The sequence below is a fragment of the Niallia sp. M35 genome (assembly GCF_050971705.1).
Taxonomy (GTDB): Bacteria; Bacillota; Bacilli; order Bacillales; family Cytobacillaceae; genus Niallia; species Niallia circulans_A.
In genome coordinates this window covers 100,660-115,067 of sequence record NZ_JBPCEP010000007.1, presented here as the reverse complement: position 1 = coordinate 115,067, position 14,408 = coordinate 100,660, and the positions used below count along the sequence as shown (strand labels likewise).

Here is a 14,408-nt window from a genome sequence, read left to right as displayed (position 1 = left end):
AACAGCGACCCATAATCGCTGTTTCACTGTTGATATTTTGTTCGATATTCACTTGGACTCATTCCCACTTCTTTTTTAAATACTCTACTAAAATAGTTTGGGTCCTTGTAACCAATAGTTAAAGCTATTTCTTTTAGTGATACATTGGGAACTAATAGAAGTTCCTTTGCCTTTTCCAATCGTGTATTTGTTATATAGTCAATAAAGGTAACTTGAAATCGCTCTTTGAATAATTTACTTAAATAATAAGAACTGATGCCAATTTGATCCGCAACTTCCTCGAGAGAAATAGCTCGATCATAATATTTATCGATGTACTCTTTTGCTTCTAATAGTAAGGAGCGTATCCCCTTTGACCGCCATTCTCCTAACCGCTTCATAATACTCAATAATTGTGATTTAGCTGCTTCTTTAATTTGCATTGAGTGATCAAATTGTCCTAAGCTCGTTTCAATTTCCTCTTCAAAGCCTAGTTCTTTCAGCGAACGAGTTAAGATGATAAAGAAACTCTCCATTGCTTTGTGTATCATTCTTAGCTGGAAGTCGGAAGCCTGTTGAATAGATTGAAAATAGGTTTCAAACATTTGTAACCCTTTTTGGCTCTCTCCCTTTTTCACTGCATCTAGTAGTTCTTTCTCCACATCAAAGGGAATTAATTGTTTCCGTTTTTGCTTAACGCGATCATTATAGGTCATATATGCTGCACTTGGATGGCTGTGAACAAGCTCCAACGCATAGATTGCTTCTTTATAAGAATCAGAAAACTGATGAATATTTGAAACAATTGTACCTACCCCTGCATATAAAAGACATTGTTCAAGCTGTTTTTGTACATCGTGGATAATCTTTCGAGCAAAATAGTCTCTTCCCTCTTTATCTGGTGGTATATTTTCATCCAAGAGTACAAGTATAGGTACTTGAAAGCCTGTTAATGGTCCAACAATACAAGGGAGATCATATGCCTGTAAAGCTTGTTTGAGGATGCGATACCAATGGCCTTTTACTGCTTTGCTTGGATGCTGGTCTTCTGATTCAAAGGAAAAAACGGTAACAAATCCTTTTTTCTGTTCAAGATCAAGCCATTCATCCCATTCCTCCTGATTAAATTCATGCACATAATCCATTATTAAGGAAACGATGAATTCATTTTCGATAACAGAACTAACCCTCTCTAGGCGATGATGAATTTCTTGCCTGTTCCTTGCCTCTCGTTTTTCTTTTTCAATTTCTGCTGCCATTCCATCAAAAGCAGCTAAAACCTCTGAGACCTTGCTTGGTTTAAGTAAATATTCCTTTATCCCAAATTTCATTGCTTCTCGGGCATAATCAAATGTATCAAAAGCAGAAACCATAATATATTTAATCATAGGAGCAGAGGCATATATTCGTTTAATCGCTTCGATCCCATCCAACTCTGGCATCTTTATATCCATAAAAACTAAATCTGGCTTATGAGCAATAGCCAACTCTACTGCATCTTTCCCATTTTCCGCTTCTGCAGTAATTTCAAAATTAGAACGATTACGGCTAAGCATAAGCTTCAATCCTTCTCTTTCAATCGGTTCATCATCTACTAACATTACTTTTAGCATAAAGTATCCTCCTTTCCTAATTTATTCAAGCTAATCAACACTGTTGTTCCTTCGCCAACGATGGAGTGTATCTTTACTTGGCTGTCCTTATCGAATAGTCGCAGTCTTTTTATGACATTCCGCATGCCAATACCAGTTGAATGCCCTGCTCCTTTATTGGCAACTTCCTGATCTGTCTCCTCGCTCACGTCCAGCAATCGATCAATGGTATCTTGATCCATGCCCACTCCATTATCTATCACTTCAATCAAGACTTTTTCCTCTTTTTCATAAATAGATAATGTAATTTTCGCCCCTTTGGCCATCCTTTCAATCCCATGAATAAATGCATTTTCAATAATTGGCTGTAAGGTTAGACAAGGAATGGGTGTCGATAAGCACTCTGGATCAATATCCTCTGTAAATTCCACTCTCCCACCAAAACGCGTTTTTTGAATAAAAAAGTATTCCTTCACAATTGCAACTTCATCTTTCAACAATGTTTGGCGGTCAAGACTGCCTATATTGTAGCGAAGCAATGCCGAAACCGATGAGATTAAATCACTCGTCTTGTCAGCTCCCTCAATATAAGCGGTTTTAGAGATAGTATTAAGTGTATTAAAAAGAAAATGGGGATTGATTTGATTTTGTAAACTCTTCAATTCCATCTCTTTAAGCAACTGAGCCAATTTTGCCTTTTCTTCTATTTGTTTAACAGACTCTAAAATATTTTTTTTCATCTCATTAAATGTTTTCGTTAAAAACCAAAGCTCATCCTTTTGTGAAACGACAATATCTTCCCTATTGTATCTGCCAGCAGAAATTTCTTCTGCTTCCTTTGTTAAGCGACCAATAGTTATTGTGATTCCATTCGAAAACCATAATGCAAATAAAATACTCAAGAGAATAATAGATAGAAGAATAGCGGTTCCCATATTTTTTGTTTGGGTAATTTTTTCATCTAAAAAATAAGAGGCTGCTTGGTATTTTGTCAGTTTTTCATCAATTAAATCAAGTGCTTTTTCATGAATGTAGGCTGATATTTTTTCTACTTCTTTTAGAGAAGTGGAATATTGCTGAATATCTTCGTTTTCAATCCCTTGCACTGTTTTTTCTGTTTGTTTTCGAAAATTATTTATCATATTTAATAGATTTTTCTTCGGTATTCCCTCTTTTTCCATTGCTCTAAATTGTTGTTCCACCCTGCTTATCTTTTCTATTTCCACCTTGTACAAGGCTAAATTCTCCGGTAATGGTTCATGAACATAGATTTGCAGCGATTGATAGGCCTGATTCGTTTCTTTCGTCATTTCATTCAGTAAGAAGAAAGAGACCATATTCTCATCGTATAATTTCTTTACTTGTTGATTGCTAGTTTCTCGAATCCAAAATAATAGTAATAATAACAATAGAATGACCCCAAAATATATAAGCAGCTTCGTACGAATTTTAATCATGGCCATTCCCCATTTTTTCTACCATACTATCTAAATCTTTCGAGTGAATAATAGCAGCATTCATATGATGCATCTGAGGAACAGACTTCTGTTTGACCAGATGCATCATTAATTCAATACTTTTTTGTCCCATTTCGTATGGCTGCTGTTCAACAATGGCATTTATCTCTTCTTTATGTAATAAATCAAGATTCTCTTCTAACGCATCAAAAGAAATGACATATAAATCATTTTGTCTATTTAATGATCTTGCTGCTGCTGCAATTCCAATACCATCTAACGAACTTGTTCCATAAAAAGCAGTGATATCTTTATGCTTTTTTAACATCTTATAGGCCTTTTCTTCTGCTTGAACTCTTGTGAGATTAGATTCATCTATCGCAATAATCTTGATTCCTTCTATCTTTTCGATTGCCTCTTTAAATCCCTGTACTCTTAATTGATGCTGTTTATAAGCATTATCCACTCCGCCTGTAATAATCCCTATCTTCGCTTTTCCCGCAGTATCCTTTACCAATGTTTGTCCTGCCAATCGACCAGCTTCATAATTATCTGTGCCAATATAAGCAAGACGCAAACTATCTGGTGCATCTGTATCAATCGTAATAACAGGAATACCTTCTTTTACTGCCTTGTTAATTAGAGGCGTAAACGAATCATTAAGCGCTTGCACAATTATTCCATCCACTTTAGCCTGTATGGCCATATCTAGAAGTTTTAATTGTTCCTCGGGATTGGATCGCTTTGGACCCTCGTATTCAACAAAAACATCATTTTCCGCTGCAGCTTTTTTTGCTCCAGCTCCTACTAAGCGCCAATAATCATGATCCATTTCCTCGCCAATTAAAGCAAAATGATAGGTTGGTAGAGATACCTCATCAGAAAGAACTTCTTTCATTTTCTTATCAAAAGTATGAGCTTGCTTATAAAAATACAAGGAATATGCAACCGCTATCAGAAAAGAGAGAAGGAAAAAGCTATATAGCAAGGTTCGTTTCATATGCCCCTCCATGTCTTATCTAGTCTATTATGTTGATGATAGCATAAATTTAAAACTGGTGAGTAAGGAAATGTCTAGAAAAACATAGAGAAAGAAAATTTTTATTTCGTTTATATATAATAGATAATGATTTTTCCTTTCTTAAGAACAGAAAAGCTAGTACTCTTTTAGCGAAAAGTACTAGCTTTTTTTAGAATTCAACTTGAAACGATTATTTTGACAAATTCATTTTCATGCTGCTCTAATAACTCTCTAATATCGATATCATCGATAAAAAAGTCATCTACATATTTCGTTCCTCTGTAGTAATGTTGCTTGCCTTCAAAGTAAAAAATATCAGCTGTTCCTTCAAATGTATAAGTTTTCCCCTTTGCACAAACAATAGTAAGCTTAATTTCTTCCCCATTGCAGCCCATATAATACTGTGATAAAGGGACATTATTAATAACTAATACATCTGAACCGATATCTCGTTGAATGACAACGATTCCTTCTAATTCCTTCATTTTTCTTCCTCAACTATAAATACTAATTAGACTAAAATATATAAAAAATATCCTACAAATATTTTCACTTATTAAAAATCGTATTGGGCTTCCTTTTTCGCTCGTATTTCCGTATATGTCTCTGTTAATACTATTGTATCTTCCACTAATCGTTCAATGCGGAATAACACATCATCATCTGTAATTTCTTTGCGCTGAAAATCCTTTTCCTCAATAAATACATATGTTTGGACGATCTGTGCTTTCATATAAGCCAAAATCGGTTTTAACTGCTGTTCAGCAATTAAATAATGTTTAGATGAACCTGCCGTTACAATTATACTAACTACTTTATCGCGAAACGCATTTTGCGGCAACAAATCAAAAATATTTTTCAATGTAGCAGGAATAGATGCTTGGAAAACTGGTGTGCCTATAATAATCGCATCTGCTTCCATCAATGTCTTGGTAACAACCCCAGTGTCCCCTTCATATTCTAAATAGTTTCTCCCATCACTAAATTGGATATCATAATCCGCCAAATCGAGTAACGTTATCTCAATATCGGGATAATTATCCGCAATAGCTTTCATTGTGTAATCCATCGCTGTTCTCGTTTTAGATCCGACCTTTGATCCGGATAATCCAACAATTTTCATAACCTTATGCCTCCGATTTTTTTGTGTATTTTCTAATAGCCGGCAAAATTTCCGTACCAATGATCTCCACATTTTTCATAACATTTTTAAACGGCATACCACCAAAATCAATTTGGGCAATATAGCGTTGATGATTAAACATTTCATGTTGATAAAGAATTTTTTCTATGATTTGCTGTGGACTTCCGATGTTCATAATATTATGCGGATCTACCCCTTGGGCAAAATGCTGTTTTGGAAATCCTGCCCCATTTGTTTTTTTCATGCCTTCATTAATATGTGGGTACATATCTTTTAAAGCTTGCTGGGATGATTCTGCTGCATAAAAGAAGCCTGCTGTAGCTACTGGTAATTCAGCTGGATCAAATCCGCTGTTACGAGCTGCTTCACGATAAGCATCTACTGTTCGTTTGAATACAGATGCTGGACCACCTAAATGTGCCATAAACATTGGAGCTCCTGCCATTCCAGCTCTGATTGCACTTGCTGGTGTCCCTCCAACTGCACGCCAAATCGGAATAAAACTATCTTTAGGTCGTGGTAACACTCTCGCATTTCTTAACGGTGCACGGAATTCTCCACTCCAGTTCACTACTTCCTCTTCATTAATTTTCATTAATAATTCAAATTTCTCTTCAAACAATTCTTCATAATTACGAAGATCGTAACCTAACAATTCAAATAAACCAACTCTTGAAGCACGACCAGCAATAATTTCAGCACGGCCTTTAGAAATTAAATCAATTGTTGCAAAATCCTCATATACCCGGACTGGATCTGATGTACTTATAATAGTAGACGAGCTAGCTATTTTAATATTTTTCGTAGCTTGTGCAATAGCTGATAACACCACTGAGTGCGCTTGTGTAACAAAATATTCCTGATGACTCTCTCCAACACTAAAGAAATCAAGTCCTGCTTGATCTGCTAATTTTGCGTATTCGATAATCTCGTGTACACGTTCTTCTGCAGAAATTCGTTCCCCTGTTAGTGGGTTTGGTAAATGATCCCCTAATGTATAGATACCAAACTCTAATCCTTTGCTTGGATCTAATCCGTATTTTTTCAATTTCTTCACCTTTCTTCTATTCATCATTATTTAAACTATTCTTTAATTCCTCAGGCGATCTCTCCCAATATTCATTGTTAAAATCAACAAGGAACTTTTTTAACGACTGCTTGGAATCGTAATCCATATTATTTAACGCAAATCTTCGTTTGATAGCTCTATCAAGGCTATTTACGTGCTCTGGCATCGCCTTGTAGCCAAAACGTTTTCTACTTCCTTCTTTCATTTTCTTTGCTACCAAGATTTCGCAAGCACCAGCACCAGAATAATAAGCACCCTCTTCATTTCTGTCCAACGCAATCCAAATAACCCAATATTTATGCGGATCCAAATCTAGTACTTCTTCTTTTGTCACATTCTTAAAAAATACTTTTTGTTCCACTTTACTTCTGCCATGCATAGCGCCTATATCAATAAATACTTCCTGGCTTTCTCGATCAATAATGATTGGCGTAACATTCTCTAAAGAGATAGATCCTACTCCATAGCCGCCATCACCTTTTGTTGGATCATTCCGCAAGATATTAAATTGTGCATTTTTTTTGGATGAACCTTCCTTTTTGTTGTCCATATTTGCGTTAACTCCTCCTTTTTGTACAAGTCCCTTATGCTTTTTTTCTTATTTTGACCAACTACATAAGGTATTTTCGGAAAACTAACTTACTGCTTCGAAATGACTTGTCTTGATTGCTATATTAAGGGTGATGGTGTTTTATGGCAATTATTCTGCTTGTTGGTGTTATTATAAATAAGGATTTTATATGCTCATTTAGTTTATAGCTTGCCATTTTTAGAGTGTGGCTATGTATGAAGTTTGGATGGAATACAGTGGTTGGTGAGTTTTTGAATTCAGGTGTTTATGAACACCATTTTTCCCTCTTCCTGACGAGCTTTTGGCTTTCATCCTCTCCATGAACACCACTTTTCCCTCTTCCTGACGAGCTTTTGGCTTTCATCCTCTTCATGAACACCACTTTTCCCTCTTCCTGACAAGCTTTTGGCTTTCATCCTCTTCATGAACACCACTTTTCCCTCTTGCTGACGGTTTTTCGGCTTTCATCCTCTTCATGAACACCACTTTTCCCTCTTGCTGACGGTTTTTCGGCTTTCATCCTCTTCATGAACACCATTTTTCCCTCTTGCTGACGGTTTTTCAGCTTTCATCCTCTTCATGTCAGCAGTCCCATTATTCTCTTTATATAGAAAAAATTAAGTTTCTTCCCAAACAGTTTTTTATCTAAATAGGACAGTTCTTCCGCATCCAATAGGATACATAAGAACCGTCCTCCCTCTGTTTCCTTATGCTGGGTTTACTTCTAATTCTACTTTGATTTTGATGTCTTTTCCTACTAGCACGCCGCCTGATTCTAATACTGCGTTCCAAGTAAGTCCGAAGTCTTCACGGTTGATTTTTGCTTCTCCTTCGAAACCGTAAACTTCTACGCCCCATGGGTTTGTACCTTTCCCACCATATTCTACGTCAAATGTTACTGGCTTTGTAACATCCTTAATAGTTAAATCACCAGTTACTTTATAGTCATCGCCATCTTTTGTAATCGATGTTGATTTAAAATCAATTGTTGGGTATTTTTCTGTATCGAAGAAATCTGCTGATTTCAAGTGATTATCACGATCTTCGCTATGTGTGTTAATGCTTGCTACATCAAATTTAAATGCAATGCTAGCAGTTGTTAAATCTGCTAAATCTGCCGCTTCTACGTCTGCTGTATAAGAATCGAATTGACCCTTCACCTTTGATACCATCATATGTTTTACTTCAAATCCTACGCTAGAATGTGATTGATCTACTGTCCATTTTGCCATTTTAAAATTCCTCCCATTTTCCTCTTATTATTTACTTTGAATTCAAGATATTTATTAAAAAAATTAGTTTCCCTCAATCTTATTGAATATTAAGGCAAACTTATTAGAGATATTCCTATCAAAAATACTTTGAAATAAATTATCTCTAATTAAAGATAATTTTACACGCATCTTTTTGTTTTGTCTACACTTTTGCGAAAATTTTTTCAGGAATTTTTGAAAGAAAAATTAAATTAAACTAATCTCAGAATATAGACATACTATTATTAAAAAGAGATATCATCTTATATACTAAAATATTTGTACCTTCCCGAAATAAGTGAGATTCCAACATAAGAATTGTGCAAATTCCAATAAATTATTAGCTTCTATTTAGACGCTTTTTTTAAAAAGTTAAGTATTTTCACACCCAAAAAAAACAGGCATCAGCTAAATGATACCTGCTTTTTCTCTTAACAAAATGTATCTTTTGACTTTGGTACAGAAAGTCCAAATAATGGACGAAGATACAAGGCAACAAATGTCCCAGCTAATGCTAATATTCCCCACACATAACCGTGAACACTGAATGATGCAATCCCGCCAAAGTAAGCACCTACGTTACATCCAAATGCTAAACGTGAGCCATAACCCATTAGTAAGCCGCCAATGATGGAAGCAAGCACATTTCCAAGCGTCACTTTTGAAAATTTAAAAAGACCGCCAGCTGCCGATGCCAAAAAGGCGCCAAGGATAACACCGAAGTTTAGAATCGTTGTAGAATCTGCAAAAATAGAAGCTTCTAAAGCTTGAGCATTTGCCCCTTGCCAGAATCCCCAGCTTGCTACATCCATACCAAAAAATTGGGCCACTTTTGAACCCATAAAGCAAAGGCAGAGGTAATTCCCCATGGAGTACCGCGTGTCATTAAGGTTAAAGCATTAAGAACAGCTAACACGATCGCTGCCGCAAATAATGGCCATGAACCGCGGAAAATACGTTTCCAGCCAGTTGTTGTTGGAAGAGGAGCCATTTTTGGCGCTTTTCTTTTTCTTTCCACAACCAATGTAATCCATGCAATTACACCAAATAGAATAATGGATACAATCCAAGCACCACCATAGCCAAGACCAGTTGATGTCGCTAATGAAATTGGGGCAAAAGATGGTAAGTCTTCTGTCCAAAACGACAGATGAGCTGCACCAATTGTAGAACCGATAATGAAGAATAGTAATGTTACAAATGCAACAGAACGTCCGCCGCCTACTGCATACAAGGTACCAGAAGCACATCCGCCCCCAAGCTGCATGCCAATCCCAAACATAAAGGCACCAACGACAAGACTAACACCAACCGGTGATACATAGCCAGTCGCTCCTGTTCCAAAAAAGGAAACGCCGTATGCTAAAATTGGGGCAAATAGCGTTACCGCCACTGCTAACATCAGCATATGCGCACGTAACGCCTGCCCATTTCCTACTGACGCAAGTCTGCGAAATGCGGATGTAAAACCAAAACGAGCATGAAATAATGTATATCCTAGTAAGAGGCCCAAAACTAATAATATCGGCTGCATACTTTTTTGTGTCATTAATAAATAGACTAGTAGAATCGCTGTTACAATGAGTCCACCAATGATTAAAGGCATCTGTGGAGCCTTTAATCCTTTTGGTTGTTCTTTTTGACTCTTTATCTTTTGAGTCGACTGAACATTTGCTGAAGTTGCCACTCCAAAACACCCTTTCCCTATTAATATAGTCGGAATTGCTTTTTTCATCTTAATGGTATTTTCAATTTGTGTCAATATAAATTTTTATTTTTGTAATTAAAAATAAAAAGATACCTTCACCATAGGAGTAAAGGTATCCTTGCTTTTTGAAATCAGGATAGATAGAGAATTTTCTTCGCAAATCAATCAGATTCTTTCCAAATGAGTCTTCTAATATATCACGATGTTTCTCCAATATTTCCATTAAGTATAAATCATGGATCATTAGCATTGGCTGCTCTGTGGCTGCCTTTCTTTTATATAATTATGGATTAAAAAAGCTGTCTGCAAGTGCTTCCGTTTCCTTAATGAATCTTGTTCCTGTACTTGGGATAGTCTTTTTCATTTTTCTTCTAGAGGAAACCGTTACATTGACCCAGATCATTGGCGGAGCAAGTGTCATTATCGGTGTTATTTTAAGCTCCATTCAAAAAAGGAATTACCTCATGCCCTGCCACCGGAAGCCTCTTTGGAATAGCAGCATACAAAAAAACCAGAAGCTATCTACTCCTGGTTTTCCTATGTTTACAAATTATTGATTTCCTTTTTTAACCCACTCTGCAACGGTAACAGTACGTTTCGCTTGATGTTTAACTGCACCTTGAACGTCTTCGATCATTTTTCCATCTTGTCCAACTGTTACACTTGTACCATAAGGGTTTCCACCTGCTCCGAATAGAACTGGATCTGTGTATCCTGGTGTAGCAATAATAGCGCCCCAATGCATCATAGAAGTGTATAAAGATAATAATGTTGCTTCTTGTCCACCATGTGGATTTTGTGCTGAAGTCATAGCACTTACTACTTTGTTAACTGTTTTTCCGTTTGCCCATAGACCGCCTTGTAAATCAATGAATTGCTTCATTTGAGAAGGCATTGTACCAAAACGTGTTGGAACACTGAAAATAATCGCATCTGCCCATTCAATATCTTCCGATGATGCAACTGGTACATCTTTTGTTGCATCCACTGTTGCTTTCCAAGCTTCATTGCTGTCAATAACAGATTGTGGCGCTAATTCTTGTACTTTTACTACTTTCACTTCTGCGCCAGCTTCTTTTGCTCCTTCTGCTGCCCATTGTGCTAATTGATAGTTTGTTCCACCCATACTATAAAAAATTACTGCTACTTTAACATTTGCCATGTTTTCCATCTCCTTTGATTTTCCAAATAATTTGTTTAAAAACCCCATAAGTACACCTGCTTTAATTTTTTATTGATCTTATAAGAATCACCTCCACTGAAATAGTCTTTTCAATGTTAGCTGTTCTTCTTATTCCCCAATTGTGGAAATTTATGATTACTTTTTCTCTTTTAAATAATTAACTATTTGTTAAAGCTGAATACCATTTAGCAGCTGCTTCTACTTCCTCAGCTGTTAGCTGATGGCCTCTGTTTTCCCAATGCATTTCGACATTCGCATTAGCATTAACAAGCATTGATTGTAGTTCATTTGATTCTTCTTTTGAACAAATCGGATCATTGGTTCCTGCAGTAATAAATACTCCTTTTCCGGTTAAATCAGGGAGCGTAATTCCTCTTCTCGGTACCATTGGATGATGTAGAATAGCTGCTTTTAATGCATCCTGATAGTGGAATAATAAGCTTGCAGCAATATTGGCACCATTAGAATAGCCAATTGCTACGATATTTTCTCTATCAAATTCATATTTTTGGGCTGCTTCATCCAGAAATTCATTTAATTCCTTTGTACGAAAAATTAAATCTTCTTCATCAAATACACCTTCTGCTAAACGCTTAAAGAAACGCGGCATGCCGTTTTCTAAAATATTCCCGCGGACACTTAACACAGAAGCTTCATCATCGATCATCCCTGCTAGTGGCAATAAATCTAACTCTGTTCCGCCTGTTCCGTGTAACATCAATAACGTGGGCTTCTTCGGATCTTTTCCCTTATTGAAAATATGTTTCATCCCTTCTCCTCCTCTAAGATTCTAATCTCTACTTTAGGCAAAGCAGCTGTTAACTCATCACGCTTTTCTTCTAACCAATCAGGGAGCATTAGCTTCTCTCCCAATTGTTCTACTGGCTCATCCACCGTAAATCCAGGTCCATCAGTAGCTAGCTCAAAAAGAATGCCGCCTTCTTCATGAAAATATAAGGCTTTAAAATAGTTTCGATCTTTCACTTCCGTTGGATAATACCCTTTTTCTTGTAGCAGCGTTCTCCATTGCTGAAGCTCTGTCTCATCTTTTGCCCGCCAAGCAATATGGTGGACAGTTCCTGCTCCCATGAGCCCACGAACAGACGGGGTCAATTTGATATCTATCACATTTCCTATCTGTGCATCGGCGATGAAACGCAAATACCCTGCATCTTCTCCTACACATTTAAGACCCAATATATGTTCTAATACCTCTGCTGTTTTGTTCGGTTGTGCCGAAAGTAATGTTGCTCCGCCAAAACCTTTAATAGCAACATCAGGATGGATTGAACCTAGCTGCCAATTACTTAATGGTCCTTCGTTTCGTTCCACTAATTCGATTTGCAGACCATCTGGATCGACAAATTGCAAATATCTTTCTTTAAATCTCGAAGCATTTTCCACTTCTACACCATAGGAAAGAAGACGATTTTTCCAAAATGCACTGCTACCATGTGGAATAACATAGCTCGTTACACCAACTTGCCCTTGGCCAATTCTACCTTTCAGCTGTTTTTCCCATGGAAAGAAAGTAATAATTGTTCCTGGTTCCCCTGTTTCATTCCCAAAATAGAGATGATACACTTCTGGGCGATCAAAATTAATTGTCTTTTTTACCAATCGTAGACCAAGGACACCTGCATAAAAATCAATATTTCTTTGTGCATCATTTACCATTGCTGAAATATGATGAATTCCTGCTGTTTTTTGCATCTTATCCTCTCCATTTCATGGAACTATTGTGGTCTTACTTTTGTAAACATGTCACCAATTTTTGCATAGTCATTTCCTGCTAATCTGCTGACAGCTGCTAACCCTCTTGGATCAATTCTGCCATTTTCATACAGGGTAGGATCAATGTGATAATGAACCACTCTTCCAATTAGAAAATCACATCCAGGAAGTGCCTCGGTACCTCCCAACTCTAATGAATGTTCCAATACACATTCCATACGAATCTTAGCTTCCTTTATACCCGGTACAGAGATGGCGCTGCTATCTATCGGTGTTAATCCTGCTAATTCAATCTCACTTTCACTTGATGCAAGACTTGCTGCCGTTTGATTAATTTTATCAACATTTTGTTCATCTACAATATGAATGACAAATTCCTTTTTGTTTAAAATGTTCCTTGCCGTATCTTTTGGTTTCCCATTGGAACGCTGAATGGATAACGATATCATTGGCGGATTAGATGATACAATATTAAAGTAGCTGAAAGGAGCCCCATTTAAGACACCCTCTTCCGACAAGCTAGTAACAAAGGCAATAGGTCTAGGAATTATGCTTCCAATTAGAAATTTATAATTCTCTCTTTCTGAAATGGTTTTCGGATCAATGGAATGCATCAAATCATCCTTTACAAATTAGTCGAGATTTCTAACATCAATTGGTATTAATCTGCTATTAAGCTGTTCTCTATATTGTTCATATTGACTTGGCAGCATTAATGTCTCTCCTAGTGTTTCTTTAGATTCATCAATTGCAAATCCTGGCGGATCTGTCGCAATTTCAAAGAGTATTTCACCATGCTCTCTAAAATAAATGGCATTAAAATAATTTCGATCCTTAACAGCTGTTACATGGTATCCATTTTGCGAGACATGTTTCTGCCAGTCTAATTGGTCAAGATCATCCACTGCTCTAAAAGCAATATGATGAACAGTTCCAACACCCATTTCCCCACTTCTGCCTGTAGTTAATTTTAAATCGATGACATTTCCAATATCGCTAAAGGAACGGAAACGTACATATTCTCCTTCTTCGCCAACCTTTTTAAATCCCATCACTTTTTCTAAAAGTTCTGCTGTTTGTGCAGGTTGTTTCGATAAAAGCGTTGCACCACCAAATCCTTTAATAGCATTTTCAGGTGTCACTTCACCAAACTGCCAGCTATTATTTTTCCCTTCTGCTCTTTCTACTATTTCTAGCAGTAAGCCATGGGGATCAGAAAAAGCTAAGTATTCCTCTCCAAAACGCTCTGTTTTTGTGAAAGAAATATTAAATTTTGCTAACCTTTTTTCCCAAAATGAAAGAGCTCCTATAGGCACAACATAAGACGTTACACCGACTTGCCCGTCTCCAATCACTCCTTGACGCGCTCCTGCCCATGGAAAGAAAGTAATAATCGTGCCTGGATTGCCGCCTTCATCTCCAAAATAAAAATGATATGTCCCTGGATCATCAAAATTGACCGTCTGTTTCACTAAACGCAATCCCAATACACCTGCATAAAAGTCAACATTCTCTTGCGGGTGGCCTACGATTGCCGTAATATGGTGAATTCCACTTGTGCTCTTCGTCATTGCCGTTCACTCCTATTCCAATTTTCTAGCAAGCTTTATTTAGTTACTATTTGATATAAGTAGAAAAATCATTTATAGAAATTCTCTATTTTCGCTCATTACTACGAATTAAAATATTATTAATTC

General features: G+C 36.8%; 14 protein-coding genes and 2 pseudogenes. 1 reads left to right on the top strand and 15 read right to left on the bottom strand.

Annotated elements, in window-relative coordinates:
• Window positions 1-23: 23 nt before the first annotated feature.
• From NiCM35_RS11030 to NiCM35_RS10985, 10 genes and pseudogenes are all read right to left on the bottom strand, one after another.
• Complete coding sequence (locus tag NiCM35_RS11030) at window positions 24-1,592, bottom strand: response regulator (protein ID WP_433779496.1); 1,569 nt, start codon at window positions 1,590-1,592, stop codon at window positions 24-26.
• A complete protein-coding gene (locus NiCM35_RS11025) occupies window positions 1,586-3,028 on the bottom strand; it encodes a sensor histidine kinase (RefSeq protein WP_433779494.1) in 1,443 nt (480 codons plus the stop codon). The genes NiCM35_RS11030 and NiCM35_RS11025 overlap by 7 nt, the downstream gene beginning before the upstream one ends.
• Window positions 3,021-4,028: a sugar-binding protein gene (locus NiCM35_RS11020; protein ID WP_249879107.1), complete on the bottom strand. Its 1,008-nt coding sequence runs from the start codon at window positions 4,026-4,028 to the stop codon at window positions 3,021-3,023. The genes NiCM35_RS11025 and NiCM35_RS11020 overlap by 8 nt, the downstream gene beginning before the upstream one ends.
• Window positions 4,029-4,225: 197 nt before the next feature.
• Window positions 4,226-4,534: a hypothetical protein gene (locus NiCM35_RS11015; RefSeq protein ID WP_433779493.1), complete on the bottom strand. Its 309-nt coding sequence runs from the start codon at window positions 4,532-4,534 to the stop codon at window positions 4,226-4,228.
• Between the two features lie 71 nt (window positions 4,535-4,605).
• On the bottom strand, window positions 4,606-5,172 hold the full coding sequence (locus NiCM35_RS11010) for an NADPH-dependent FMN reductase (RefSeq protein ID WP_095334098.1): 567 nt from the start codon (window positions 5,170-5,172) through the stop codon (window positions 4,606-4,608).
• A gap of 4 nt (window positions 5,173-5,176) precedes the next feature.
• Window positions 5,177-6,241 carry an LLM class flavin-dependent oxidoreductase gene (locus NiCM35_RS11005; protein WP_095334133.1) on the bottom strand — a complete coding sequence of 355 codons (1,065 nt, stop codon included), beginning with the start codon at window positions 6,239-6,241 and terminating at the stop codon, window positions 5,177-5,179.
• A 16-nt stretch (window positions 6,242-6,257) separates the two neighbouring features.
• Window positions 6,258-6,812: a YwhD family protein gene (locus tag NiCM35_RS11000; RefSeq protein WP_095334100.1), complete on the bottom strand. Its 555-nt coding sequence runs from the start codon at window positions 6,810-6,812 to the stop codon at window positions 6,258-6,260.
• A gap of 728 nt (window positions 6,813-7,540) precedes the next feature.
• Complete coding sequence (locus NiCM35_RS10995; protein ID WP_095334102.1) at window positions 7,541-8,065, bottom strand: YceI family protein; 525 nt, start codon at window positions 8,063-8,065, stop codon at window positions 7,541-7,543.
• Between the two features lie 452 nt (window positions 8,066-8,517).
• Window positions 8,518-9,821, bottom strand: a pseudogene (locus NiCM35_RS10990) (YeeE/YedE family protein).
• Between the two features lie 94 nt (window positions 9,822-9,915).
• A pseudogene (locus tag NiCM35_RS10985) lies at window positions 9,916-10,041 on the bottom strand (TrmB family transcriptional regulator); the annotation flags it as partial.
• Between the two features lie 13 nt (window positions 10,042-10,054).
• Between NiCM35_RS10985 and NiCM35_RS10980 the strand changes: the two are divergent.
• Window positions 10,055-10,351 (top strand): DMT family transporter, encoded by a 297-nt coding sequence (locus NiCM35_RS10980; RefSeq protein WP_235850361.1) that lies wholly within the window; start codon window positions 10,055-10,057, stop codon window positions 10,349-10,351.
• On the opposite strand, the gene wrbA is transcribed toward NiCM35_RS10980, so the two are convergent.
• The 5 genes from wrbA to NiCM35_RS10955 form a co-directional block, all read right to left on the bottom strand.
• Window positions 10,345-10,956: an NAD(P)H:quinone oxidoreductase gene (wrbA, locus tag NiCM35_RS10975; RefSeq protein ID WP_095334135.1), complete on the bottom strand. Its 612-nt coding sequence runs from the start codon at window positions 10,954-10,956 to the stop codon at window positions 10,345-10,347. The genes NiCM35_RS10980 and wrbA overlap by 7 nt on opposite strands.
• A 178-nt stretch (window positions 10,957-11,134) precedes the next feature.
• Window positions 11,135-11,746, bottom strand: a complete 612-nt coding sequence (locus NiCM35_RS10970; protein ID WP_123259009.1) for an alpha/beta hydrolase — start codon at window positions 11,744-11,746, stop codon at window positions 11,135-11,137.
• Window positions 11,743-12,690 (bottom strand): ring-cleaving dioxygenase, encoded by a 948-nt coding sequence (locus NiCM35_RS10965; RefSeq protein WP_172859183.1) that lies wholly within the window; start codon window positions 12,688-12,690, stop codon window positions 11,743-11,745. The genes NiCM35_RS10970 and NiCM35_RS10965 overlap by 4 nt, the downstream gene beginning before the upstream one ends.
• 23 nt (window positions 12,691-12,713) lie before the next feature.
• Window positions 12,714-13,325, bottom strand: a complete 612-nt coding sequence (locus NiCM35_RS10960) for a flavin reductase family protein (RefSeq protein ID WP_095334111.1) — start codon at window positions 13,323-13,325, stop codon at window positions 12,714-12,716.
• Window positions 13,326-13,343: 18 nt separating this feature from the next.
• Window positions 13,344-14,282 (bottom strand): ring-cleaving dioxygenase, encoded by a 939-nt coding sequence (locus NiCM35_RS10955; protein WP_433779489.1) that lies wholly within the window; start codon window positions 14,280-14,282, stop codon window positions 13,344-13,346.
• Window positions 14,283-14,408 lie beyond the last annotated feature (126 nt).